This is a genomic window from Corynebacterium propinquum DSM 44285 (genome assembly GCF_000375525.1).
Taxonomy (GTDB): Bacteria; Actinomycetota; Actinomycetes; order Mycobacteriales; family Mycobacteriaceae; genus Corynebacterium; species Corynebacterium propinquum.
The window spans coordinates 52,001-75,446 of the sequence record NZ_AQXC01000010.1 but is presented as its reverse complement, the minus strand read 5'-3'; the positions used below and the strand labels follow the sequence as shown (position 1 = coordinate 75,446).

28 protein-coding genes are annotated in these 23,446 nt (G+C 55.4%); 13 read left to right on the top strand and 15 right to left on the bottom strand.

Annotated elements, in window-relative coordinates; genetic code table 11:
* Positions 1–34: 34 nt before the first annotated feature.
* On the top strand, positions 35–694 hold the full coding sequence (locus tag B142_RS0109070; RefSeq protein WP_018121228.1) for a DNA-3-methyladenine glycosylase I: 660 nt from the start codon (positions 35–37) through the stop codon (positions 692–694).
* Between the two features lie 72 nt (positions 695–766).
* On the opposite strand, the gene sepX is transcribed toward B142_RS0109070, so the two are convergent.
* The 4 genes from sepX to B142_RS0109050 all read right to left on the bottom strand — a co-directional run bounded on the left by sepX (position 767) and on the right by B142_RS0109050 (position 5,368).
* Entirely contained in the window at positions 767–2,206 is a 1,440-nt protein-coding gene (gene sepX / locus B142_RS0109065) for a divisome protein SepX/GlpR (protein WP_018121227.1), read from the bottom strand.
* Between the two features lie 115 nt (positions 2,207–2,321).
* Complete coding sequence (locus B142_RS0109060; protein WP_018121226.1) at positions 2,322–3,014, bottom strand: GNAT family N-acetyltransferase; 693 nt, start codon at positions 3,012–3,014, stop codon at positions 2,322–2,324.
* Between the two features lie 25 nt (positions 3,015–3,039).
* Positions 3,040–4,365 (bottom strand): molybdotransferase-like divisome protein Glp, encoded by a 1,326-nt coding sequence (gene glp, locus B142_RS0109055; RefSeq protein WP_018121225.1) that lies wholly within the window; start codon positions 4,363–4,365, stop codon positions 3,040–3,042.
* Positions 4,366–4,399: 34 nt separating this feature from the next.
* On the bottom strand, positions 4,400–5,368 hold the full coding sequence (locus B142_RS0109050; RefSeq protein ID WP_018121224.1) for a UTP--glucose-1-phosphate uridylyltransferase: 969 nt from the start codon (positions 5,366–5,368) through the stop codon (positions 4,400–4,402).
* A gap of 299 nt (positions 5,369–5,667) precedes the next feature.
* Between B142_RS0109050 and B142_RS0109045 the strand changes: the two genes are divergently transcribed.
* The 3 genes from B142_RS0109045 to mscL are packed head-to-tail and all read left to right on the top strand — an operon-like array spanning position 5,668 to position 7,750.
* The gene (locus B142_RS0109045) at positions 5,668–6,282 is read left to right on the top strand and encodes a 5-formyltetrahydrofolate cyclo-ligase (protein ID WP_244264082.1); all 615 of its coding nucleotides are present in this window, start codon (positions 5,668–5,670) and stop codon (positions 6,280–6,282) included.
* Positions 6,283–6,303: 21 nt separating this feature from the next.
* Entirely contained in the window at positions 6,304–7,224 is a 921-nt protein-coding gene (locus B142_RS13000) for an SAF domain-containing protein (RefSeq protein WP_018121222.1), read from the top strand.
* 34 nt (positions 7,225–7,258) lie between these two features.
* Positions 7,259–7,750 (top strand): large conductance mechanosensitive channel protein MscL, encoded by a 492-nt coding sequence (mscL, locus tag B142_RS0109035; RefSeq protein WP_018121221.1) that lies wholly within the window; start codon positions 7,259–7,261, stop codon positions 7,748–7,750.
* 39 nt (positions 7,751–7,789) lie between these two features.
* Here the strand turns inward: mscL and B142_RS12430 are convergent, their stop codons facing one another.
* The 5 genes from B142_RS12430 to B142_RS0109010 all read right to left on the bottom strand — a co-directional run bounded on the left by B142_RS12430 (position 7,790) and on the right by B142_RS0109010 (position 10,938).
* Entirely contained in the window at positions 7,790–8,005 is a 216-nt protein-coding gene (locus B142_RS12430) for a hypothetical protein (protein ID WP_126851375.1), read from the bottom strand.
* 78 nt (positions 8,006–8,083) lie between these two features.
* The gene (locus B142_RS0109025) at positions 8,084–8,677 is read right to left on the bottom strand and encodes a MogA/MoaB family molybdenum cofactor biosynthesis protein (RefSeq protein WP_018121219.1); all 594 of its coding nucleotides are present in this window, start codon (positions 8,675–8,677) and stop codon (positions 8,084–8,086) included.
* A gap of 54 nt (positions 8,678–8,731) precedes the next feature.
* Positions 8,732–10,207, bottom strand: coding sequence for a S1C family serine protease (locus B142_RS12425; protein ID WP_018121218.1), 1,476 nt, complete (start codon positions 10,205–10,207; stop codon positions 8,732–8,734).
* Positions 10,208–10,481: 274 nt separating this feature from the next.
* Complete coding sequence (rpmF, locus tag B142_RS0109015) at positions 10,482–10,655, bottom strand: 50S ribosomal protein L32 (protein WP_018121217.1); 174 nt, start codon at positions 10,653–10,655, stop codon at positions 10,482–10,484.
* Between the two features lie 16 nt (positions 10,656–10,671).
* Complete coding sequence (locus B142_RS0109010; protein ID WP_018121216.1) at positions 10,672–10,938, bottom strand: type B 50S ribosomal protein L31; 267 nt, start codon at positions 10,936–10,938, stop codon at positions 10,672–10,674.
* 369 nt (positions 10,939–11,307) lie between these two features.
* Between B142_RS0109010 and rpmB the strand changes: the two genes are divergently transcribed.
* The 7 genes from rpmB (at position 11,308) to B142_RS0108975 (ending at position 15,088) form a co-directional block, all read left to right on the top strand.
* Positions 11,308–11,544 (top strand): 50S ribosomal protein L28, encoded by a 237-nt coding sequence (rpmB, locus tag B142_RS0109005; RefSeq protein ID WP_018121215.1) that lies wholly within the window; start codon positions 11,308–11,310, stop codon positions 11,542–11,544.
* A 2-nt stretch (positions 11,545–11,546) separates the two neighbouring features.
* Positions 11,547–11,711, top strand: coding sequence for a 50S ribosomal protein L33 (gene rpmG, locus B142_RS0109000; RefSeq protein WP_018121214.1), 165 nt, complete (start codon positions 11,547–11,549; stop codon positions 11,709–11,711).
* A 2-nt stretch (positions 11,712–11,713) separates the two neighbouring features.
* Positions 11,714–12,019, top strand: a complete 306-nt coding sequence (gene rpsN / locus B142_RS0108995) for a 30S ribosomal protein S14 (RefSeq protein WP_018121213.1) — start codon at positions 11,714–11,716, stop codon at positions 12,017–12,019.
* A gap of 15 nt (positions 12,020–12,034) precedes the next feature.
* Positions 12,035–12,289 (top strand): 30S ribosomal protein S18, encoded by a 255-nt coding sequence (rpsR, locus tag B142_RS0108990; RefSeq protein ID WP_018121212.1) that lies wholly within the window; start codon positions 12,035–12,037, stop codon positions 12,287–12,289.
* 223 nt (positions 12,290–12,512) lie between these two features.
* On the top strand, positions 12,513–13,181 hold the full coding sequence (locus tag B142_RS0108985) for a TetR/AcrR family transcriptional regulator (RefSeq protein WP_018121211.1): 669 nt from the start codon (positions 12,513–12,515) through the stop codon (positions 13,179–13,181).
* A gap of 106 nt (positions 13,182–13,287) precedes the next feature.
* Positions 13,288–14,106 (top strand): electron transfer flavoprotein subunit beta/FixA family protein, encoded by an 819-nt coding sequence (locus B142_RS0108980; RefSeq protein WP_018121210.1) that lies wholly within the window; start codon positions 13,288–13,290, stop codon positions 14,104–14,106.
* Positions 14,107–14,116: 10 nt separating this feature from the next.
* Positions 14,117–15,088, top strand: a complete 972-nt coding sequence (locus tag B142_RS0108975) for an electron transfer flavoprotein subunit alpha/FixB family protein (protein ID WP_018121209.1) — start codon at positions 14,117–14,119, stop codon at positions 15,086–15,088.
* A gap of 208 nt (positions 15,089–15,296) precedes the next feature.
* Here the strand turns inward: B142_RS0108975 and B142_RS14060 are convergent, their stop codons facing one another.
* Positions 15,297–15,449 carry a hypothetical protein gene (locus B142_RS14060; protein WP_018121208.1) on the bottom strand — a complete coding sequence of 51 codons (153 nt, stop codon included), beginning with the start codon at positions 15,447–15,449 and terminating at the stop codon, positions 15,297–15,299.
* A 254-nt stretch (positions 15,450–15,703) separates the two neighbouring features.
* Between B142_RS14060 and B142_RS13290 the strand changes: the two genes are divergently transcribed.
* Both B142_RS13290 and B142_RS0108960 read left to right on the top strand, forming a co-directional pair.
* A complete protein-coding gene (locus B142_RS13290) occupies positions 15,704–16,636 on the top strand; it encodes a cytochrome b/b6 domain-containing protein (protein WP_018121207.1) in 933 nt (310 codons plus the stop codon).
* Between the two features lie 10 nt (positions 16,637–16,646).
* Positions 16,647–17,648, top strand: coding sequence for an alpha/beta hydrolase (locus B142_RS0108960; RefSeq protein ID WP_026168014.1), 1,002 nt, complete (start codon positions 16,647–16,649; stop codon positions 17,646–17,648).
* A 37-nt stretch (positions 17,649–17,685) separates the two neighbouring features.
* Here B142_RS0108960 and B142_RS0108955 read toward each other — a convergent pair whose 3' ends face one another.
* The 5 genes from B142_RS0108955 to B142_RS12420 all read right to left on the bottom strand — a co-directional run bounded on the left by B142_RS0108955 (position 17,686) and on the right by B142_RS12420 (position 23,084).
* On the bottom strand, positions 17,686–18,546 hold the full coding sequence (locus B142_RS0108955; RefSeq protein WP_018121205.1) for an HpcH/HpaI aldolase/citrate lyase family protein: 861 nt from the start codon (positions 18,544–18,546) through the stop codon (positions 17,686–17,688).
* A 78-nt stretch (positions 18,547–18,624) separates the two neighbouring features.
* Positions 18,625–19,224: a TetR/AcrR family transcriptional regulator gene (locus tag B142_RS0108950; protein ID WP_018121204.1), complete on the bottom strand. Its 600-nt coding sequence runs from the start codon at positions 19,222–19,224 to the stop codon at positions 18,625–18,627.
* Positions 19,224–20,813, bottom strand: a complete 1,590-nt coding sequence (gene purH / locus B142_RS0108945) for a bifunctional phosphoribosylaminoimidazolecarboxamide formyltransferase/IMP cyclohydrolase (protein WP_018121203.1) — start codon at positions 20,811–20,813, stop codon at positions 19,224–19,226. Before purH ends, B142_RS0108950 begins: the two co-directional genes overlap by 1 nt.
* Complete coding sequence (gene purN, locus B142_RS0108940; protein WP_018121202.1) at positions 20,806–21,390, bottom strand: phosphoribosylglycinamide formyltransferase; 585 nt, start codon at positions 21,388–21,390, stop codon at positions 20,806–20,808. The genes purH and purN overlap by 8 nt, the downstream gene beginning before the upstream one ends.
* Before the next feature lie 11 nt (positions 21,391–21,401).
* Positions 21,402–23,084 (bottom strand): cell division protein PerM, encoded by a 1,683-nt coding sequence (locus B142_RS12420; protein WP_155860979.1) that lies wholly within the window; start codon positions 23,082–23,084, stop codon positions 21,402–21,404.
* Positions 23,085–23,446 lie beyond the last annotated feature (362 nt).

The window sequence follows — 23,446 nt, the reverse complement described above, 5'->3', positions numbered from 1 at the left end:
GAACCCCAAAACCACGAGCAGAATGAGGTAACACATGCACGTTGAAGCACATTCCAATCCCAACAGCACAGCACGCCAACCGGCAATGGTGTTGCTGAGTAATGGATTTCTTGTCGACGAGCACGGTACTGCCCGGCCAGCCTGGGCGTGTAGTAACGAGTTACTGCGGGACTATTACGACACCGAGTGGGGCCAGCCTATTACCGGCGAACAAGCCTATTTTGAACGCCTCTGTCTGGAAAGCTTTCAAGCTGGTTTATCGTGGGAACTGATCTTGCGACGTCGCCCGACGCTACGCGAGGTATTCGCTAATTTTGATCCTGCCCGTGTTGCAGAATTTACTGATGCGGACGTCGAGAATATCTTGGCACGTCCGGCGATGATCCGTAATGAGCGTAAAATTCGCGCGGTTATCACCAATGCACGAGCCTGCGTGGCTTTACGGGATGATCCAGATTTTCCCGGTGGCTTGGAAGAATTGGTACGCTCCTTCGCCCCAGCAAAGAAAGAATGCTACGGACATAGCAACGACGTGCCGACGAAATCAGAAGAATCCGCGGCACTGGCCAAAACGTTGAAAAGAAAAGGGTTTAGCTTCGTAGGGCCCACGACTATGTTTGCATTACTCGAGGCAATCGGCTTGGTGAAATACGATATTTCCCCGGGCATCCCTGTCGAATCGGCACAGGCATGAAACTAAACCACCGAGCGGCAAAGACCGGGCTACGCCAGAAGGCAGCACACAGCCAGAGCTAAAAACTAGACGCTAGACTACCCGGCGGCCTCCGGCGCGCACCACATGCTTGTCTGTCAACGAGCCATCTTCGGCTACGCTGCGCAAGGCCGGTCCGCGACGAACGTATTGCTGACGGCGCAGCGGGCGCGAGGCATAATCGGCTGACTCGCTTTCCCATTGTTGGTAATCCACAGTGGCCAGCTCATCGAAATCTGGGCTGGCATCATCGACCTCAAGCACCGTGGCGCCAGGTCGACGAAGGTTGGGATTGACGGATGGGCGGTGCTCATCGTCTTCTCGGTTCCGTACCCCCATGCGCGCACGGCGTAGCTGGCGGATACGGCGGGCACGTAGTTCTTGTTCCTGCTGCACCTGTCCGCGTAGGGCGAGTAGGTAAAACAGAGTGAGCAGACCAGCACCGGCAGGCAGAGCCCAGAACCAACCGCCGGCAGGGATCGCGATGGCCACCATCACCACAACCAGCCCTGCTAGCATCAGCAACGTGTTACGGCGGCGTTTGGTGCGTTGAGCTTGCAACCGGCGTTCAGCTTCGGGGTTCCAGCCGCCGCGCTGCGAACGACGCGCCGCGAAGGCAAGCTCTTCTTCTGTCAAGGTTAATTCCGCTTCACGGTCTGCACGCGCCGCTGCAGCAGTCGCCCCATGTGCGCGATCATCAACGAATACCATCTCGTGATCACCGGACTGTGTGGCAGTCGTGGTCTCAGCCTCGTTTGCCGCAGAAGTCTCCGGGGCTTCTTCGGCACCGGATTCCGCGGCAGCGCCGGCATCGTTGTCGGCGTCGGCATCGTTGTCGGCACTGTCTGCAGCACTTCTCGTGATCACCGCGTCGGCATCAGTCACGCCCGGGTACAAAAGATCCACCGGAGAAGTGTAAGTCTCATCATGGCTATACATTTCTTCTGGTGCCAGTTCCGAAATAACCACGCGCGGATGATCGCCCTGCGCACTCGTTTCGCTGCCTGTCTCGTGGACTGCGGCAGATCCTGCGGTAGCAGTCTCGTCATTATCAGCTGCGTCATACTCACCAGCATCGTAATCAGCTGCGTCGTCATCAACAGAGTCGTAAGCGCCCTCGGAGGAGTCGACAAGCTCGCCTTCGATTACTGCACCCTCAACATCGGCAGCGGTTTCGCTATCACTATCAACCCCGGTGGATTGTTCCGCCGCCTCCCGTTTGCTCCACGGCTCATCCACGATCTCGTATTCCTCAGCTTCCACCAGCTCGTAGTCCGCAGACTCCTCTCTGTCAAGGTTTGAGACTGGACGAGCGGCCGCCGTTCCTGGTCGCATCGGTGTTTTCAGCACGTCTTTACCACCCGAAAAGACCACACGCGTGTCATTAAACCCGTCGCCAGAATGACGAATCGGTTTTTGTCCACGGAAGATCAACGGCGCAAGCACTACGAGCCAGACGACGATGATCAAAACAATGATCAGGGTTGTTGACATGAGGAAATTGCCACCTTCCGAAGTAAGCAGACCGACGCTAGTTATCGTTTTAGACTAATGGGAATTATGTGATCGACTCGCCAGGCACGCCGCACCTTCGCAGAACTCAGAAAACTCACAGCAGGCGTCCACGCGCGCGTAACCGCACAACCGCAGATTCCGGGAAATCGTCGGCAAGCAAGCTCGATTGATGGTGGTCACGCCAGGCGCCGTCAATATGCAGAAATCCGCGCAGCAGGCCTTCGTCACGAAAACCATTGTTGCTAAGGACCCGCTTGCTCGCTGGATTATCCGGCAGATACGTCGCGGTAATCCGGTGCACCCCGACTCGTTGGAACGCGTGGTCAACGCCCAACGCGAGCGCAGCTGTCGCGACCGAGCGCCCCATCATTGGTGAAGCTACCCAATAACCTGCCCAACAACTAGCAGCCGTGCCGTGTTGGATTCCACCGAGGGTCAACTGCCCGCACAATGCCCCATTGACCTCAATCACCAACGGGATAAGCTCCCCGCGGCGGGACTGTGCGTGCAATACTTGCAGGTATTCCTTCCACGCGGCTTTCGTATGCGCCGCTTCCCAGCCGTGCGGTGTGGTCGGCTCCACTCGGCGCAACCAGGATTCGTCAACCAGCCGCATCTCGCACCATAATGCGCCATCCCTGCGCCGCAATGGACGCAGACGCACCACATCACCATGCACTGTCGTGACGCTCGGGGTCGACTCTGGCCATCCGGGGTGCACAGGATTAGTTGGGCCAGAGGTTGGATTCTTCGTGCGCCACGCAGCTAAGCCAAACGGATCAAGCATGAATCAACCGCAATTCGTGCACCCACTACGCCCGCTGCGTCAAAAACATTACTTCTACGACATCCCCCGGACGTACCTCAGCGACGTCTTCTGGAATCCGAATCATGGCATTCGCCTGCGACAAACCCGCCAACAAGTGTGCGGGTGCCCCGGTTGCTCCGCCTAAGCCCTCCACCAAATAATCACTGGTTTGTGCATCGCGCATCAGACGCGCTCGAATATAGCCCTGCCTTCCAGGACGAGAAGCCAAATGATTAATCGACCGGGCTCGTACAAGTCGGCGGTGCGCGCTGCCCTTGCCCAGGGACAAACGAATCAGTGGACGAACAAAAACCTCAAAAATCACCAGCGAAGACACCGGATTCGACGGCAACAAAAACACTGGCACGCGCTGCTTACCCAGCAACCCAAAACCTTGTACAGACCCAGGGTGCATTGCCACACGGCTGGTATCGATATCCCCGAGATCATCGAGAACTTCCCGCATCACCTGAGCACCAGAGCCCCCAACCGCACCGGAAATCACGATGATCTCGCTCCGCATGATCTGCGATTCCAGCATCTCTTTAATACGACGCGGTTCGCCTTCCGCGATGCCCACCCGGTGCACATCCGCGCCAGCATCCTTCGCTGCCGCGGCCAAGGAATACGAATTCACATCGAAGACCTGGCCCAGACCAGGATCGCGGTCCACATCAACCAGCTCGCGACCAAAAGAAATAATCGACACGCGCGGTCGTGGGTAGGCCAATACTTTTTCCCGGCCTACCGCCGCCAGCAAGCCAATTTGGGCTGGCCCCAAGATAGCGCCCGAAGCCACAGCAACGTCACCAGGCTGAATGTCATCACCAACGCGACGCACAAAATCTCCCGAACGGACCGCGCGGTGTGGCGTCATACGTTTACGGCCCCGATCCGTCCATTCCAATGGCAAAACAGCATCGGAGAGCGTCGGCAAAGGTGCGCCTGTGTGTACCCGGACAACCTGCTTCGGCTGGAGGCGTAACGGTTGCCGCGAGCCGGCGGGGACCTCGCCAACTACTGGGAGAGATTTTTCTGCTGCCGGTGGGGTGGGCGGTAATGGCGATGCTTCGCCTGCTGCGTCTCCTGCGCCTGCTGCGTCCGCTGTCACTCGCGATGGGGCGGCGCGTAAAGCACGCTCTCCCCCAATGTCTACAGCGCGAACGGCATAACCGTCGATAGCTGCCTGCGGAAACCCAGGCAGCGGCTGGCTTGCTTGCACTTCCTCGGCACACATCATTCCCAGCGCGTCGGTAATCGCAATGCGCACCGGCTCCGGGGTCATGGCCGCATCAGTAATCAGCGCAAGCTGCTCTTCAACAGAACGCATTTATGATCTACCTTCCTGGGCACGCCCGCTTTACTTAAGAAATCCCGTGTTCTGCTTCATACTCTGCCAAGATTTTCTTCACCGACTGGTACAACGCCGGACCATATTTCTCGTGTTGTAAGCCAAAATCAACATTCGCTGGAATGAATCCGCCGGGATTTCCCAGATCATGGCGCGTGCCTTGATGCACAACCACATGCACCGGATGGCCTTCTTGAATCAACAACTCAATGGCGTCGGTAAGCTGCAATTCCCCGCCCTTGCCAGGGGTAATCCGCTCAAGTGCAGAGAAAATCTCCCGATCCAACAGGTAACGTCCGGCAGCAACGAGCGTGGACGGCGCCTGCCCGGCATCTGGTTTTTCCACCATGCCTCTGACTTTGCGCACCCGGTCATTAGACAAGCCCGCAATTTCGTCGGCCGGTTCCACATCAAAAACGCCATAATTCACCGTTTCTTCCGGCGCTACCTCAAACGCGCACAACACCGATCCACCAAGCTGCGCGCGGACGCGGCACATTTCCTCCATCACCCCCATCGGCAGCACCAAGTCGTCGGGAAGCATAACGGCGAACGCATCTTCGTGCTCATCCAACAACTCAGCAGCCAATCCGACGGCATGGCCAAGCCCGAGCGGTTGTTCTTGTTCCACCGCCACCGGGTGAATCAGTTGCCCGGCGCGCTGGACCTTCCGTGCCTGTTCTTCTTTGCCGCGGGTATGCAGCGTGTCCGTCAACTCCGGGAAGTCTGCGAAATGTCGCATGATTTCTTGCTTGTTCGGCGCCGTGATAACCGCCAAGCGCTTGGCCCCACAGGCTGCTGCTTCTTCCGCGATCATCTCGATACCTGGGGTATCAACGACTGGTAGGAGTTCTTTCGGCACAGTTTTCGTCGTTGGCAAAAACCGCGTTCCCAAGCCGGCTGCTGGGACTACGACGGTGTGCACCGCATCGGAGTTCGCGTGCGAGGAGGCCTGTGTGAGTCCGGAAGAATCTAGAGACATGCTCAAAACAATACCTGGTCGCCGATTCCAATTGGCCACGGCTTTCCGGTAGCAAGTTCGGTAATTGTGCTCAGCGTGCACTGCCACGGTGGCTGTGCGAATCAAAACACGGTCTTCACCACCTGCCTACGTTTCGAAAGCCCTATCCTGGAATCATGAGTTCTTCTCGGTCTTCTTCTCGGTCTTCCATGAGTTCTGCTCGCTGTTCCAGGTCCTCTGGCACCGATGAGACTACTAATTCGACGTGCACCGACGATAAAGTTAATTTTTCTGGCAACCTCTCAGAAGCGAAAGCTGCGCTGCGCTCTCACCACGTTAAGGCCCGACGACGCGCTTGCCGCGATGCTGAAAGTTGGCGCGCAAAAAACTCACAGGTGGCCGAATACACAGCGCAGTACGTGCGTTCGCTACGGCGCGAGGGGCAGCCGCTGCGAATCGCGGCTTACGTACCGCTTGCCGACGAACCAGGCGCAGGTTTTCTCCTGGAAACTTTAGAAACCGACGTCGATGAGCTCTGGCTACCGATCTGCATGCCAGACGCTCGCCTTCATTGGTCGCGTTATGCTGGCCCAGATTCACTGCACATCCCGAATCCGCGGTTGCCGGTTTCAGAGCCGGTGGGCCCTGGGATCGCAAGTGCTGACTGCTTACCCCGGTTAGACCTTGTTATTGTGCCTGCTCTCGCGATCGCTCGCGACGGCTATCGTTTGGGGAAAGGCGCTGGTTTTTATGATCGAGCGATTGCCGAAGCACGCTCCTATGTTTCATCTCAGACAGAGTCTGCCGCCAGCTCCATGCCAGAGTTACTAGGGCTGGTTTTCGCCTCGGAAGTCTGTGATTCTGTTCCTCACAATCATCGTGACTGCGCCGTCGACAAGATCATGACAGAAATGGGAGTCCGGAACCTTTCCTAGTTGGGCGCAGTCTAATGCGATATGAAAAAGCAGGTACGGGCTACGCGCCGCGATTCGCAGCAGGCCGCAACTAATTCCACCGCAAGTAAGAAAGGCGGTGCAAATACAGGGCCTTCTGCCTTATTCCACCAGTTGCGCACCCCGGGATACCGGCGCTCGGTATTACTTCGACGCGGCCTTGCCGGGGTTTTGGTATGCGTCGCCGCCCTGTTAGCTGTACGCAGTCATAGTAGTGACCCCGAGGTGGTAGTTTTTGTCCGGCACGTGGAAGCCGGCACCATGATTACCATCAATGATGTTGCCCTGCGTGAACGGCCAGCAGAATTCACACCAGACGGTGCCTTCACTGCGACAGAAGATGTTATGGGCACAGTAGCGGTATCTGCTGCAGAACCTGGCGAGGTAGTCACTGGATCGCGTTTTATCAGCTCAGAACTGACAGCCACGCTCGTTCATGGGAGCAGTACCAACGGTACGGCGGGCGACAAGCAAGATTCTGGTTCCATCGGGGAAGAAGCAGATAACACAGAATCGGCACACATGGTGCCAATTTCTTTGGCTGATCCAGAAGTTATCCCCTTGCTTAACCATGGAGATACCGTGTCCGTGATTTCCGAAGGCAGCAAGGATGCAGTCGATGCTCGTAGCAATAGCGATGCTGACCATGCCGCTGCAGCCGCGCCTGCTCCAACGGATCCCACTGAACTCGGAGAACACAACTCCGTTTCTCCTGCTAGCCCCATACCTGTCCAGGATTCCACGGTGATCGCTGAAGGAGCTCGTGTCATCATGGCGCGGGAGGCCACTTCTGCAGGTAACAGGGCCACCGTCATGCTGGCGCTGCCCAGCAGTGCGGCACAACGCGTGGCTGTAGCGTCATTATCAACACCACTGACCGTTGTGCTCACTGGTGAACGAGCAACCGGAAAGGCTGACACATAAATACTTGTGATTATTTCAGCTAAAATCCGACCTCATGTTGCAAGGTTTTAAAGATTTCATCATGCGCGGCAACGTCATCGAGTTGTCAACTGCCGTCATCGTTGGTTCAGCATTTACCGCGATTGTGACCTCGATTTCTGATCACATCATCAATCCGTTAATTGCGTCTTTTGGTAGCGCGGATGTCTCCGGCTTCGGGTTCTACCTAGACGCTGATAACGACGCCACATTCCTGGATTTCGGTGCGGTCATCACGTCCGTGATCAACTTCCTCATCGTCGCCGGCATAGTATATTTCATTATCATCGTTCCAATCAACAAGCTGGAAAATGCCCGGAAACGCAGCCTTGGTATTGGCAAAGGCGAAAACGAAGAGGACGACAAAGAGCCGCAGCCAACTACCGACGAACTCTTGGCGGAAATCCGCGATTTATTGCGCGACGATGCAACCGGCACGACCAAACAGCCCCAACCTGCTCAGCAGACTGAGCGATCTCAAAGCGCTCCTGAAACCGAATCTTCTTAAGAATCTACTGCCCCCAGAGATGGCGCGGCGCATGCTCGGTTAGTACACACTGTGCGGGGGGCGCTGTTCCAGCCAAAATTCCTCAGTAAAGCCCTCATCGTCGCCGCCGACACCGCTTGCGCTATCCGCACCGCGGTCATAATCCGCAGTATTTGAGATTCGCACTGCACGCCGACGTCGCTCCGCCCGGTGTGCACGAGTACGGGGCTTATCTCCATCGTCTTCGCTCGATTCATCGGCATGCACGATTAACAAACCTCTCCTACCATTTCAGATTTCCTCAGCTGACAGAATCGACTGCAAAGTCGATTGCAGAGTCAGCTGCAAAGTAAACTAGGAATCCAAGGAATGCTTTTGCAGTTGATCGATTAAGTGGTGCACCAAAGGCCCTAGGGTGGCCATGCCATCCCGAATAGCGGCCCGGGAAGATGCCAGGTTAACAACCACCGTGGACCCAGAAATCCCGCAGATTCCGCGGGAAGTACAAGCATCGACCGCGCCACAGGCTTGCCCTGATGAGCGCAGCGCCTGAGCTACGCCAGGAACTCGCATATCGACCACACTGCTGGTGGCTTCTGGAGTGCAATCACGAGCGCCAACCCCCGTCCCACCGATGGAGACGACGAGATCGACTCCACCAACAACTGCAGTTTCAATCGCTTGCCGGATCTGCGCTTGATCGTTGCGAACAATCACGATGCCATCAACCGTGAAGTCATCTTCGGCCAGAAGCTCAGTCACCAGTCGCCCAGTATCTTCCCAGGATTCTGGTTCGCGATCGCTAACAATAACGACCAGCGCACGTCGATAAGCAGGAAGGTCGCCTTCTTTTTCTGCGGCCAAGAAGAATTCCGCGTCTGGATCATCCAGGTCCAGCAGTGATGGCCGTTCGGCGCTCGTAGCGCGCAAATCAGATTCTTCTGACATTCCAACTCCAGGTGCTTATCGAATGAGCAAGGGGCAAAGCTAACTAGTAACTTACTAGTTCGACAGCGTTACCTCTACCTCTCGCGGCTCTTGTGATCCTTCCGAGGTCACCTCGAGGGTCACAGTGTCACCGAACTCATGCGAACGTGTGGCGGCAATCAATGTATCCGAGTCATCGACCTGTCGATCGTTCAGCCGAGTGACCACATCACCAGGCTGCAATCCTGCTTCATCAGCCGGGCTACCAGGTTCCACGGCCACAACCAGAGCGCCGTTGACTGGGTTACGGGCATCGACTTGCACGCCAAGCAATGGATGACGAGCTTCCCCATGGTCGATGAGCTGTTGCGCCACGCGAGCAACGAAATTCGATGGGATAGCAAAGCCCAGGCCAATCGAACCAGCCCGGTCATTCGAGGCTGATAGCGACGCGATCACCGAGTTCATACCGATGAGGTTGCCGTTCATATCAACCAGTGGGCCACCAGAATTTCCGGGGTTAATCGCGGCATCTGTTTGGATACCATCTATCAGCGAAGACTCTCCGCCTTGCTGGGAAGCACGCACGGGGCGGTCTGTCGCAGAAACGATACCCGAGGTCACTGTAGAACTAAGCCCGAGCGGGGAACCAATCGCAACAATCTGCTGCCCTACGCGGATATCATCGGAATTGCCAAAGTTAATCGTTGGCAGCCCCTCGACGTCCCGAATCTTAATGACGGCGATATCGGTTGCCGGGTCGGAGGCCACAAAATCCGCGGCGTGGCGGGTTCCATCACTCATCGTGACTTGGATTTGCCCATTTTCGCCACTGGCAACGACGTGGTGGTTGGTCAAGACATAACCATCCGAGGAAATAATAGAACCTGAGCCATCGGCTACCTGGCGCTGATCAGCGACTCGGATGGACACGACAGCCGGAACAACTTTATCGGCAACCTGTTCCACGGATCCTTCGGCTGCAGGCTCCTTATTATTGGATACTGGATGGCTGAGATTTTCACTCGCGGTGGTCGCAGGCTGTTCTATATGATCAGCCCCCGAAGAAACTACTGCCCCGGTGATAACGCCAGTCGCAACAGAGCCAGCCAACATCAATGCAAGAGCGGGCACCAGACCGACACTGCGTTTTGGTTTCTTCGCTTCTGGGGAGCTTACTTGTGGATTCATTCCTCGCATGGAATCCTGCAGTTGTTGCGGCTGCTGACCCCACGGTTCAGCCCCACCATGCACATCGGATCCGGTCCGAATCGGTTGTGTGTGTCCTTCTGCTTGTACGTGACCTTCTGCTTGGCCTTGGCCAGAAGAGCCAGGATTGTTGCCAGAATGCGCATTATTCCAGGATTGATACGGCGCCTGGTAGGGCGACGGTGAAGACGACGCTGAGTTGCCTGAGTTGTTCGAGCTAACTGAGTTGTCTGAGTTAGATGGAGAAGAGGTCTGCTCAAATGCTGACTGTTGCTGGTGCTGGCCGTTAGGCTGATCGCTACCGAACTGGCGCTCGCCGCCGCGGAATCCGTTTTCGTTCATGGATGACATTATGAAAGCCCTGACTGTCTTCTCGCTGTATTACCGGTTTTGAAACTCTGCTGGCTATGTAAAAATAAGCTTTAAGTAATTTTTACTCCCGCCTACCCTACCAAGTATCACGCGGTATTCTCACAGCGTTTGTACAGATAGACAAAACCCCAGAGTCTAGCTCCAGTATTCGGAGTAATAGACCTGGGGTTGCGTTGATTTGTCCGTTGCAGGAAGACCTCCTGTAACGGACAAAATTTATCTCACGATATCCCGAACTCTAACTTTAGAATTCTTCGACGTCTACGAGACCAAGCTGCGCGGCCTTCACCAGACGACGCGGAATGCGGACGGTCTGACCGTCGATCTTGACTTCCTGAAGGGCGACATTGTCAGCCTTCCACTGGGAACGACGCATGCGGGTGTTCGCACGGGACTTCTTGAACTTTGGAACTGCCATGTTCTTCTACCCTCCTTTATGAGTTCTTCTTGCGACGACGAGCCATGGCGCCGAAGCGGTTCTGGAAACGCTCCACACGACCCGCGGTGTCCATGACGCGCTGAGCACCAGTCCAGAACGGGTGAGACTCAGAGGTAACGTCCACAACGATCAGTGGATACTCTTTACCCTCGTACTCAGTTGTGCGGTCAGACTTCGCGGTTGAACGAGTCAAAAATTGTGTGCCGGTACCGGCGTCCTGGAAGACCACTGGGTGGTAATCCGGGTGAATATCTTTTTTCATCTCTCGATTCCCTAAGGTTTGTAACTGGGCCGGTTCTTCAATTCAGACCTACCACGCGCAACTGCACGTACTCTCGTGTTTTGCGCAGTAAATCTTTCGAAGATCGCACCCAGGTTGGGTTCGACAATGGACAACTCTAGTTATCCTACAGATCAAGGCTAGTTTTAGAAAACCGCCCGCTACACTTGGTTTTTCTTCTTGTAGGGTGTAACGTTTTTGAGTGCTGTTGTCGAAATGTTCGCAAACGCCCCGTCAACTGGTCATATGCAACACTTCGGGTCCTTTACCCTCACACCCTCACTTTTAAAGGACCTCACCGAGTGTTGTCGCAATCAGTCACGATGTGGGCGGCTAGGAGAAAGATTACCCATGTCGGCTATTTGCCAGGTAACGGGACGCAAGCCAGAATTTGGCAAGCAAGTCTCGCACTCGCACCGCCGCACGTCGCGCCGTTGGAACCCCAATGTGCAGCGTCGGCGTTATTTCCTGCCTTCTGAAGGCCGGACCATCACGTTGACCGTGTCCACCAAAGGAATCAAGATCATCGACCGCGATGGCATTGAATCCGTAGTCGCGAAAATCCGCGCACGGGGAGAGAAGGTATAACGATGGCCCGTAATGACATTCGCCCAATCACCAAGCTGAAGTCCACTGCAGGCACTGGTTACACCTACGTGACCCGCAAAAACAAGCGCAACAACCCGGATCGCATCAGCTTGAAGAAGTACGATCCGATTGCCCGTAAGCACGTCGAATTCCGCGAGGAGCGATAGAAATGGCTAAAAAGTCAAAGATCGCCAAGAATGAGCAGCGCAAGGAAATCGTTGCCCGCTATGCGGAGCGTCGCGCTGAACTCAAGGCAATCATCAAAGACCAGACCAAGTCCGAAGAAGAGCGCCTGGATGCCCAGTTCGAACTGAACCGGCAGCCACGCGACGCTTCCCCGGTGCGTGTTCGCAACCGCGACTCTCACGACGGTCGCCCTCGCGGCTACCTGCGTAAGTTCGGTTTGTCCCGTGTCCGTATGCGTCAGATGGCCCACAACGGTGAGCTTCCTGGCGTTCGTAAGTCCAGCTGGTAAAGGGAGGACACCACCATGGCTTCGAAGCGTAATAACCAAAAGAAGTTCCGCATGGAACAGTCCCGTCGCCCAAAGAAGAATCCTTTGAAGGCACGTGGCATCACTCAGGTAGATTACAAGGATACTGAAACCTTGCGCCTGTTCATCTCGGATCGTCACAAGATTCGTTCCCGTCGCGTCACCGGCTTGAACCCGCAGCAGCAGCGCCAGGTTGCTACCGCGATCAAGAACGCACGCGAGATGGCACTCCTGCCGTTCACTACCCGCTAAAGACGGGCTAGAACAAGGCAACAACAGCAGCCATCAGCATTTCCCCCCGGTTTATCCATTGTCTTTGGATGGACCGGGGTTTTGTGTATCGCAATGCCATCGACCGTCTTTTGTTGTTGTGTACTCTTGAGGGGTATTGCCTAGCAATATTTTTGAGACCATAAGAGACGAATATTTTAGCAAGCACGCTCTCGGACAGAGTGAAGGTTAAGGGAGGTCATCTATGACGGGGACTGTCGGCCGTCCACGCAAAAACCGTCCACGTCGACGGGGCGCAAACGCACGCGAGGAGATTTTGGACGCGTCCGCAGAGCTTTTTACCACGCAGGGTTTTGCGATGACCTCCACGCACCAGATTGCTGACGCTGTCGGAATCCGGCAGGCATCGTTGTATTACCACTTCCCTTCTAAGGCAGAAATTTTCCTTACCCTGCTGAATTCGACTATTGAGCCTTCCCTCAAACTGGCGCAATTCCTGTCCACATCTGATAACCCCGTGGAGCTTCGCTTGTGGGCTCTGGTCGCTGCTGAATCTCGATTGCTGCTTTCCGGACGCTGGAATGTTGGGCGCCTGTATCAGTTGCCGGTGGCGAATTCTCCTGAGTTCGACGATTACCACCGTCGTAAGGCGCGCTTGGCGGAGTATTTCCGGCAATCAGCCGCAGAAATTGTCGGTGCCGACGATCTTCGCGTTGATCTCCCTTTCCACTTAGCTCTCTCCACCATCGAGATGCGCCCTAACGACGGCGTCGCTCCCCAGCCATTGCGTGAGGACGTCTTGCCAGAAGCGGCAGTCATGCTTGCCGACGCAGCCATGGCAGTCATCGGCGCCCCCCTGCCGGCGGATCGCGAGCAGCGGACTCTGGATCTTCTTATTCCGATCCACAAGTAACTACACCAACACTGCGGGCGTTTTTCGCACAACGGGTGGTTGCGCTCAATGGAACTATGCCATCTAAGCTTCTAATAGCCCCGAAAGATTGCTGAAAGGATCATCTATGCGCATCGCAGTCCTTGTGAAAGAAGTCCCCGATACCAATAAACAGCAAGAGCTCAGTTTAGAAACCGGCCTTCTCAAGCGACGGGATAGCGAAAGCGGGGCTAACATGGTGCTCGACGAAATTAGCGAGCGTGCTGTAGAAGCAGCACTCCGCCTAAGAGAGCATGACGCTGATAGCCCTGCTGGGGAGATTACTATCGAGGTTATCTCTATGGCTCCCGAGGCCGCACTGACATCTATTCGGCGCGCGTTATCGATGGGGGCCGATGAAGCAGTTCATATTCGCGATGACAAGCTGCTAGGCGCGGACTTAACACTGACCGCGGAAGTTTTAGCTGCAGCATTACGCCAACGAGACTATGACCTCATCATCACGGGCACGCACTCTTCCGACGGCGCTTCCGGTGCCTTACCAGCCATGCTCGCAGAACACCTCGATGTGGTCCTTTTAAGTCATTTAACGTCGCTTAGCCTCGAGCCATCCGAATCCGGCATCGCCACCATCACGGCGTCGCGCAGTACCACGCATGCGGTTCAATCCTTAAAAGCATCGTGCCCAGCAGTGGTATCAATCTCTGAGGTATTCCCAGATCCTCGTTTTCCTAATTTCAAGGCCATCATGGCGGGGAAGAAAAAGCCGGTCACTACTTTCACCCTCGAGGAGCTAGGTGTCGACGCAGAAGATTTTTCTCGCCCACGTGCAATCATGACGGCTGTGCAGCAAGCTCCAGCGCGCGAGGCTGGCACCAAGATTAACGACGAGGGCGACGCTGCGGAAAAGATCGTCGAATACCTCGAGCGCAATAAGCTTATTTAGGAGTATTCCCATGACCTACCCTGACAACTGTGTCCTTGTCGTCTGCGAATTAGCTGCCGATGGTGGGCTCCCGGAGACAATTTCTGAATTGTGCGGGGCAGCAAGTGCTATTGGAACTCCAGTAGTACTTCTTATCGCACCAGGTGAAGTTGCAGAGACCACCACTAATACAATTGCCCAAGCCGGCGCTGAGCATATTGCGATAGTCGTGCAAGATTATAGCCAGCTCGGTTCGGCGGTTGCCGCTGTAGAAGAAGCGATTTCGGAATTTTCTCCAGTCGCAACTTTGTTTATTGCAGATGCAGACGGCACCGATCTCGCTGGACGCGCTGCTGTCCATGTGCAACGCGCTCTGCTATCCAACGTCACGGGTATCGATCGCGACGACGAAGGCATCATTGCTTATCACTCAGTCCTTGGCGATACATATGATGTCACTTCCGCAGCAACCTTTAATTCTCCAATCATTACTCTGCGCCGTAACGCAGTCGAGCTACGCGCCAAACCTGGTGCAGGACGTAAAACAGAACTACAGGCAGCCGCGTTGTCACACGCGGCGATTATCACTGAGTCCACCGCACTACCGCAGACTTCCGGGCGCCCTGCTTTGCCCAACGCACAAGTTGTCGTCGCCGGCGGCCGTGGTTTTAGCTCCACGGAAGAGTTTCAGGCCGTAGAAGATCTTGCCGACGCCCTCGGTGGTGCCGTTGGTGCTACGCGGGCTGCTGTTGATGCTGGCTATGCGGATCCTGCGGCTCAAATCGGGCACAGCGGTGTTTCCGTCCAGCCTGATGTCTACTTCGCACTTGCACTTTCCGGCGCCATCCAGCATGTGTCTGGTATGAAGTCATCCAAACACATCATTGCCATTAACAAGGACGAAGATGCACCAATCTTCGATCTTGCTGATTTCGGTGTCGTCGGCGATGTCGTCGAAATCCTCCCTAAGCTTACGAGCTTGCTTGCACAGCGAAAGGGTTAAGCAATGAGTTCTACGCAGGTTCTCCGTCGCGGACTTCCGCGAACACCGGGTGGCGAGCCATGGCCGCCAGCAAGCGTTGCTGGTCCCGCTCACAATGAGGCGGTCCCGGCATCGACAGAGTTCACGCTTCGCCGTGGTCTGCCGCGTATGAGCGGTGGTGAGCCATGGCCGCCAGTAACCAAGATTGCTGCTCACCAGGTCGCAGACTCTACATCAGGTATTCATTCAGCTTCCGGTGCTGTGCCAACACACGGCGCACCCGCACAAAGCGGTGCAACAAGCACGGCATCGTCACACGTTGTGTTGCGGCAAGGCTTACCGCGAACCCCTGGTGGTAGCCCTTGGCCTCCAGTATCCGCATGTGAACTCAACGACGGGACACAAACTCCTGAGTCTGCGGACCCCTCCACCGGCTCCACAAAATCCCCCGTAAGCAGTGAACCAGCACGGCCTACTGCACCTACTCAACATGCTAAGTCTACTGACACGACTAAACCTACTGAGACGACTGCGCCCGCTCGCCCTGCCGGAAACACCGGATCGGCTGAAGCTGGAAGTCCTGCACCAGTTTCTGCAGTTTCGAGAAAACACAGAGAGCAATCGAAGACAGATTCTGTGCTCGACCGCGAATACGGCGCATTCAGTCTGAAGCAATGGCTTGGCGGTGGCTTGATTGCACTTGGCGGCATCATCGCGCTCGCCACACTCATCGTTGTCGGTGCGCGGTGGTTCTTACACACGGAGACCGGAGCAGAATTCATAGCAAACTACGACGGACACCCTGAACTCCCGGCAGGTACCCCAGTTGGGTTCCCTGCGTGGCTTTCGTGGCAGCACTTCCTGAATTTCTTCTTCATGGCCTTGATCGTCAAGACGGGGCTGTCGATCCGCTACGAGCGCAAAGCACCGGCGTATTGGGCACCGAAGAAGAAATCTGCACAGAAGATCAGTCTGACTATCTGGACGCACCTGGTTTTTGATCTGCTGTGGGTCATCAACGGCGTGATCTTTTTCGTCTTGCTCTTTGCCACCGGGCAATGGGCGCGCATCATTCCTACCAGCCTGGATGTATTTCCGCATGCGGCTTCTGCTGCTGTGCAGTACGCATCATTGGATTGGCCAACCGAAAACGGTTGGGTGCACTACAACGGTTTACAGCTACTGTTATATTTTTTCACCGTATTCGTGGTGGCTCCGCTCGCCATTGCCACAGGTTTGCGCATGTCTACCCTCTGGCCGCAATCGCAGGCTTTCAGCAGCATCTACCCCATCAGCATCGCCCGCAAGATCCATATGCCAATCGCGGTGTATTTCATCGTCTTTTCCGTAATTCACGTGCTCATGGTCTTTGCGACGGGCGCACTGCGTAACCTCAACCATATGTGGGCTGCACAAGGCGATCCCGATCCTGCGGTCTACGCCGGAAATTGGTCCGGTTTTGTTTTCTTCGTCATCGGATTGGCAGTCACGTTCGCAGCGGTCGTCTTTGCCCGACCAATGGTGCTAGCACCGCTCGCACGTATATTCGGCAACGTCACTGCCCGTTAGGAGATGTCCTATGCCTAGTTCTCAGCCGACGAGTCCACAACCTCATTCACCACGGCTACTCGAAGTAACCATGCCTGATAACTCCACTTCGCAAGTCCGGATCTTCGAGCCGAAATACCACTGTGCGCAAAATGACCACTACAAAAGTGACGGTAATGCGCCTGCCGGACAGGACAGTGTTGCTGTCCAGTCCAGTAATAGAACCAGTAAATCCACCGCTACCGATTCCGCTAAGCCGTTGGTGATAATTTGGCCTGGATTTGGGATGGGAGCTCGTTATTTCGACCCCATGGGTCGGGAGCTTGCCACGCGAGGTTTTCTCGTCGCCAGCGGAGAATTACGTGGGCAAGAAACCTCGACGGCACAAGCCACACGTGCGCACACGTGGGGTTATCACCATTTAGCTTCGCAGGATTATCCTTTGACCATCAAATCCGTCAAAAAAGACCTCGGGCTCGCTGTTGACCATCCCACGGTCTTTCTTTGCCATTCCCTTAGCGGTCAAATCGCCCCTCTGTTTTTCACTCGCAAAGAAGCCACAGAGCTCAACGTACAAGGATTTTTCGGGGTTGGCGCGGGAAGCCCCTACTATCCTGGCTATTCTGGTTCCATCAGACGCAAGCTACGCATCGGTACCGTCATCATCAAAGCCATCGTGTCGGCGATTGGTTACCAACCAGCAGGCATATTGGATCTCACTGGTTACGGACGTCAAGCGAAGCACATCATGCTGGAATGGGGAAAATATTCCCACACCAACCAGCAGCGTAATTTGCTTGGCGAGGATCGAGACTACGACGATGCCAAGCACAATCTCACGATTCCGGTTGTTCTCACTCGCTTCGACAACGACACAGATTGCACACGAGGCGCCGCCGAAAACCTCGCTGCTGGTATGCCCAACGCCGATATCTATATCGAGGAATACCCCGAACAACTTGGCCACAATCGGTGGGCACGTCAACCAGAAATTATTGCTCACCGCTTCGAAAAATTTGTCAGTGAACTATAGCTACGGCCATGAGGAATAGTAAAGCGGTATATTAGCTCTACCGCCGGTCAGGATTGTCCCGTGATTCCAGAGCAAGCATGCGCCGTGCCTGGTGCACTAGAGGTGCATCGATCATGGAGCCTTGATAACTGAATGCTCCACTATTTTCTTTCGCTGCCGACACTACGCCGCGGGCCCAGGAAAGTTCTTCTTCTGTCGGGGCGAACGCTTTTCTAATCGCCGCAACCTGTCGTGGGTGGATACAGCATTTTCCAGCGAATCCGGCAGCCGCCACTTCACGTGCTTCACGCTCGACTAATTCTAGGTCAGAAATATCTGCATTGATGGAATCAAGGCAACCAATACCAGCGGCACCGGCTGCGAATAACACGGACATCCGGGCGAATTGTGCTGGGGCACGATAATCTCCCGATTCATTGCGAGATTCACGCCCACCTAATCCGGCTGTGAGATCTTCCGCTCCCCAAAATAACCCCACGACTTTCGGATGCAACGCTATCGATTCTGCTGCCAATAATCCCCGTGGGGTTTCAATCAGTGCGATCACCACAGCATCAGCAATCTCCTCCACGACGGCGTCAATATCCGCAGGAGATTCAGTCTTCGGAAGCATAATGGTACGAAATGAAGTCTGTTTTATCGCCGCTAAATCCGCCGCGCTATGTTCACTTCCGGTGGAGTTAATACGGATAACCGTGCTATCCATTGGAAGATCGGCCCGCACGATGTTTTCCCGAGCTGCAGTTCGATGCTCTTCTTGGCAACCATCTTCTAAATCCAGAATCACGACATCTGCAGCTGCGTGAGCTTTGTCGAATCGTTCCGGACGATCAGCTGGCGCGAAAAGCCAGGCGGGGCCAGCTGTGGGAAATCCTGTTTCGAAACTAGTCGCTTTCATGGGTGCGAGAATACACGGCGTTGAAAACGGGATGACGCCGACTAAACTAATCCCGCTGCCCCACGCTTAGCACCACTCCTAGGCGTCGGCAAGCATTGCTGCCACCGCCATGGGAGTGCCCTGTTCACGGATTAATTCGCCACCCGCCCAGTGGTAGACGTGGCGAGAAGAATTAATCATTCCCGCAGCCAGCTGCACCCGCAGTCGCGCACGTTCATAATCCAGATCTGGCCGACAACGTTGCAGCACCTCTACCCACATGTGCAGATAGGTCATTTGCAATGATTTCACGCGGGAAAGGTCTTCGTCGACCAGATTACGAATCTCTCGCTCTTGTACTCGGATGAGATCCGGCTCGGTGGCAGCGATCTGAGTTTGGGCTGCTACCAAACCTGCCAACACCACCCGGGGATCGGCATCCTCGCCATGTTCATACATAACCTCACGGCCGCGGGCCACCAAGCGCGATGAAATATCGATCAACAATTGCGCCAGCATGTCATCTTTGCTGGAAAAATACCGATACACCCCGGGCCCGGAAATACCGACGGCAGCACCAACATCCGCCAGGCGGGTCTGGTGAAAACCACGTTCGGCAATAATGCGCGCCGCCTCACGAAACAATGCTGTGCGACGGCGCTCTTTCGCCTGCGAACGTGCCGTAGAACTCGGTGCCACTAGTGGAAGAAGTGCCGAGTTCCAGTGAAATACAACGCCACGCCAGCTTTCTCCGCAGCGTCGATAACTTCTTCATCGCGGATGGAGCCACCCGGCGAGACGACGGCCTTCACGCCAGCATCGAGCAACACTTCCAGCCCGTCGGCAAACGGGAAGAAAGCATCCGAGGCAGCAACTGCACCGTTGGCACGCTGCTCGTCGTCGGCAAGCGTATTCGCACGTTCCACAGCCAATCGCGCAGAATCAACGCGGTTGACCTGGCCCATACCCACGCCGACGGTAGCGGAACCACGGGAAAGCACAATGGCATTCGACTTCACGGATCGCACCGCCCGCCACGCGAACTCGAGATCCGCAAGTACTTCCTCGCTCACAGGTTCGCCTGCGGCCAACTTCCAATTCGCAGCTTGATCGCCCTCTGCCTGGTAACGATCTGGCTCTTGGAAGAGCACGCCACCAGAAATCACCGTGGTATCCCACGAGCCAGAATCGTCCATCAGCTGCGCGTCGTCGACCTGCAGAATGCGAATGTTCTTTTTGCCCTGCAAAATCTCCACCGCACCGTCTTCGTACTCCGGTGCCAGGATGACCTCCGTAAACACCTCTGCTACTTGCTTGGCCATGTCGACGCTGACTGGGTGGTTCGTAGCAATCACACCACCGAACGCTGATACCGGGTCACACGCATGCGCATTACGATGTGCCTCCGCGATCGAATCATCCGACACTGCAATGCCGCAGGGGTTCGCGTGCTTAATGATCGCCACGCAGGGACGCTGATGATCATGCGCAGCACGCCAGGCAGCTTCAGCATCCTGGTAGTTATTGAAGCTCATTTCCTTGCCGTGTAACTGTTGCGCATTCGCGACGCCACCGGCTCCCGGAATACGTTCCAGGTACGCAGCCTGGTGCGGGTTTTCTCCATAACGCAACTGGGTAGCAGGAACATCCTTGGCCAAGCTGGATTCGGACTCGCCTTCAGCATCCGCCACGAGTTCTGCGAACATCCAGGAAGACACCGCCGTGTCATATTTCGAAGTGTGGGTAAATGCCTCCAACGCCAGCTGTCGACGCTCTGCAAGGCTAAACCCGTCACCTGCCACTGCTTGTGCGACTGCGCCGTAGTTAGCTGGGTCGACAACGACGGCAACGGAATTATGGTTTTTAGCTGCAGCGCGGACCATAGCTGGCCCACCGATATCAATCTTTTCGATGCATTCGTCAACACCCGCACCAGAAGCCACAGTCTCTTCGAATGGGTACAAGTTCACGACTACTAAGTCGAAAGCCGCGATATTCAGCTCATCAAGCTGATCACGGTGTTCTTGCTTGGTCCTATCCGCCAGGATTCCCCCGTGCACGCGTGGGTGCAGAGTTTTCACCCGCCCGTCGAAGCATTCTGGAAATTCGGTGACTTCTTCCACCGGGGTGACCGCGACCCCAGAGTTAGCAATCGCTTTTGCTGTAGAGCCAGTAGAAACAATCTCTACACCGGCATCAGCCAAGCTTCGAGCCAGCTCTTCCAAAGCGGTCTTGTCATAGACGCTGATCAGTGCGCGTTTAATTGTGGTGTGTTCTGAATTAGTCATGGTGAAAAATTACCTTCCTCGAAGTCTGCTCAATCTTGGCCGAACGCAGCAGCGCGACCAATAATTCGCGTTCTACTTGTTTAATCCGCTCGTGCAACTCATCTTCGCTGTCATCTGCGCGAATGTCTACAGCTCGTTGCGCGATAATCGGGCCCGTGTCGACGCCTTCGTCGACATAATGCACCGTCGAGCCGGTAACTTTCACGCCATAATCCAACGCGTCGCGCACCGCATGAGCACCGGGAAACGACGGCAATAAAGCCGGGTGTGTATTAATCAGGCGACCACTGAATTTCTGTACGAAACTCGGTCCCAGAATTTTCATGAACCCGGCCGAGACAATCAAATCGGGCGTGCCGACGGATTCAGCAAGCTGCTCATCCCACTGTGCACGATCATCCAACATCGGCACCACCACGGTGTCTACGCCCGCATTGCGGGCGCGTTCAAGCGCGGGGCAATCACGGTCGGAGACAACTAGTTCAACGGCGTAGTTATCGTCCTGGTTATCGAGAAGGGCCTGCAATAATGTGCCGCTTCCCGATACCAAGGCAGTCAGTCGCAGAGGTGTATTCACATCTCACTAGACTACTCGGTACGTTTGGCCTCGTCATTTTGGCGATTATTTTCATTCTTGGCGTCTTCGCTAGCAGCCGCAGTTTCACCGAGTTCATCGGCGTCGTCGGCGTCGTCTACGTCGTCGGCTTCACCGCTATCTTCGGTTACATTGGTGTTATCGGCTGCATCGGTCTTATCCATCGAGTCACCATCATTCTCCGAATCATTGGCCGCAAAGTCTGCAGTGTATTCAGAGTATTCGGAATCCTCAGCGTCCTCAGCGTAATCGTATTCAGCGTCCGGAGTCTTCTCGGCTCCTTCGCCCTGCGCGTGTTCAGCAGGCACCGCGTCGTCGGCCAGCATATCCAGTTCTTGTTCGGCGTAGTCGGCTGGATCTTCTTCACTTTCTCCGCGCGCTTGACGACGCTGAAACACCAGCAACATGAGCGTGACCGCCAAAGCGATACCGCCAACCCAAATCAGTGCCAAACTTGCCGTCCACAACACAGGCAAACCGGTGTCGCTATAGGCGCCAACCTCTCCTCCGATCAGCAACACTGCGATCGCAACAATTACCCACGTTGCCAGGCCCGCGCTTAAGGTCATTACCGGACTTGGACGCATTCGCAGCATCACCGCAACGATGACTGCCACTGGGATAAATAATCCGATCCAAGCCCAGCTTGCCGACGAAGCCGGTACCACGCCAAGCACCGGTAAAGGCGGCAGTGGCACCAAATGGGTCTCGAATAAGGACACGCTGGCAGCGCCAAATTGGTATTCGGAGCCAAGCAGCACACCACCAACACCGATCACGGCATTCGGAATATACGCCAGGGATAACAACACCAGGGCGAGTTTTGCGGAGGTTCCAGCTTGCGGGTAAGCAGCCATGATCTCGGCTTGCCGCTCCCAGCCGATGACAAGCAAAATCACTCCAACAACTGCCGCCGCGGCAGACAGCGCGGCAAGTGTTTTCACGCCGACGCCGACACCGTCGATAATCGACAACGGAACGCGGTAGCGCCGCGCAAGTGCCCGCCATGCTTTCGGCCCTAAACCAACCACAAACGCCATCAAGTGCACGAGAAGAACCGAAACCAGCACTGGTCCGATCGGCGGCACCGCCACGGGATACACCGCCTGAGCGTCGGCAAGCATCAATAAGGCAATCACTGTAAGCAGCAACGGCGTGCTTAAGCTCCAGGCGAAAACCATCAACAGATCAATAATACTGAACCGTTTCCGTACGCTGGCATGCACTTGCCGGGCAGATAATGCGATGGTCAGCAATGCCGGTAATAACGGTACTGCGGCAATCACACCATCCTCGCCTGCCACTGGCGCAGCGTGAAAGACCAACCAAGCCGTTGCGATGACCGTGGGCAACACCGCAATGGACGAGGAAGTCATCAGTAACGTCGCAACCGCTACGACGATGATCGACATGATGATCACCGCGTGTGGAATGGCAAGTGTGAGCCCAACTTTGCGGATTCGCTGGCCCATTGTTAGCTGCGCAGCAGCGGGTAGCGCACTAGAGCTTGCCGACGTCTTCTTCCGGCGCTGCGACCGTGTTGCATCACGACGCGTCACACCACGAGAGCGCCGGGCGCTACTCTGTAGCTCTGCATCGTGAGCAGAACCAGCAGTACGAGGGCGTCGTTGTGGACGTCGCGCGGGACGGGAATGCGGGCTCGAATTGCTATTCATCGTGTACTACTTTGCCATGTCCAACGAATAAGACCACCGTGGCGCGTCGAAAATCCCAATGCTATCGATACTCTTATGAAGTCCGATCTGGCAGCGTCCTGGAATTCACACCCAGCCCACAGGCCCCAGAATTTACAGTGGCACCATATTTTACGGTTAATTACACCCATGTAAGGGATAACACAGCTAACGGTGAAAATTTTTCCGAAATTGAGTTGATCGATCAGGGCCGAGACATTATTGTTACATTCGTTAGATAACAGACAGGTTACAATTCAACGCTCGTTTACTGGCCAGCATGCTGATCGGAAAACGATGCACCGAATTAGTCGAGAATTGCTGAAACAGGAACGGAAACTATT

Coding starts and splice junctions, on each gene's coding strand:
- B142_RS0108960 (WP_026168014.1), top strand. CDS start 16,647: ATGCCTAGTTCTCAGCCGACGAGTCCACAACCTCATTCACCACGGCTA.
- rpmB (WP_018121215.1), top strand. CDS start 11,308: ATGTCGGCTATTTGCCAGGTAACGGGACGCAAGCCAGAATTTGGCAAG.
- B142_RS13000 (WP_018121222.1), top strand. CDS start 6,304: ATGAAAAAGCAGGTACGGGCTACGCGCCGCGATTCGCAGCAGGCCGCA.
- B142_RS0108980 (WP_018121210.1), top strand. CDS start 13,288: ATGCGCATCGCAGTCCTTGTGAAAGAAGTCCCCGATACCAATAAACAG.
- mscL (WP_018121221.1), top strand. CDS start 7,259: ATGTTGCAAGGTTTTAAAGATTTCATCATGCGCGGCAACGTCATCGAG.
- B142_RS0108955 (WP_018121205.1), bottom strand. CDS start 18,546: ATGAAAGCGACTAGTTTCGAAACAGGATTTCCCACAGCTGGCCCCGCC.
- glp (WP_018121225.1), bottom strand. CDS start 4,365: ATGCGTTCTGTTGAAGAGCAGCTTGCGCTGATTACTGATGCGGCCATG.
- B142_RS0108975 (WP_018121209.1), top strand. CDS start 14,117: ATGACCTACCCTGACAACTGTGTCCTTGTCGTCTGCGAATTAGCTGCC.
- rpmF (WP_018121217.1), bottom strand. CDS start 10,655: ATGGCAGTTCCAAAGTTCAAGAAGTCCCGTGCGAACACCCGCATGCGT.
- B142_RS0109060 (WP_018121226.1), bottom strand. CDS start 3,014: ATGCTTGATCCGTTTGGCTTAGCTGCGTGGCGCACGAAGAATCCAACC.
- rpsR (WP_018121212.1), top strand. CDS start 12,035: ATGGCTTCGAAGCGTAATAACCAAAAGAAGTTCCGCATGGAACAGTCC.
- rpmG (WP_018121214.1), top strand. CDS start 11,547: ATGGCCCGTAATGACATTCGCCCAATCACCAAGCTGAAGTCCACTGCA.
- rpsN (WP_018121213.1), top strand. CDS start 11,714: ATGGCTAAAAAGTCAAAGATCGCCAAGAATGAGCAGCGCAAGGAAATC.
- B142_RS0109070 (WP_018121228.1), top strand. CDS start 35: ATGCACGTTGAAGCACATTCCAATCCCAACAGCACAGCACGCCAACCG.
- B142_RS12420 (WP_155860979.1), bottom strand. CDS start 23,084: ATGAATAGCAATTCGAGCCCGCATTCCCGTCCCGCGCGACGTCCACAA.
- B142_RS0108985 (WP_018121211.1), top strand. CDS start 12,513: ATGACGGGGACTGTCGGCCGTCCACGCAAAAACCGTCCACGTCGACGG.
- purH (WP_018121203.1), bottom strand. CDS start 20,813: ATGACTAATTCAGAACACACCACAATTAAACGCGCACTGATCAGCGTC.
- B142_RS0109025 (WP_018121219.1), bottom strand. CDS start 8,677: ATGTCAGAAGAATCTGATTTGCGCGCTACGAGCGCCGAACGGCCATCA.
- B142_RS12425 (WP_018121218.1), bottom strand. CDS start 10,207: ATGAACGAAAACGGATTCCGCGGCGGCGAGCGCCAGTTCGGTAGCGAT.
- B142_RS0109010 (WP_018121216.1), bottom strand. CDS start 10,938: ATGAAAAAAGATATTCACCCGGATTACCACCCAGTGGTCTTCCAGGAC.
- B142_RS14060 (WP_018121208.1), bottom strand. CDS start 15,449: ATGCGGATACTGGAGGCCAAGGGCTACCACCAGGGGTTCGCGGTAAGC.
- sepX (WP_018121227.1), bottom strand. CDS start 2,206: ATGTCAACAACCCTGATCATTGTTTTGATCATCGTCGTCTGGCTCGTA.
- B142_RS0109050 (WP_018121224.1), bottom strand. CDS start 5,368: ATGTCTCTAGATTCTTCCGGACTCACACAGGCCTCCTCGCACGCGAAC.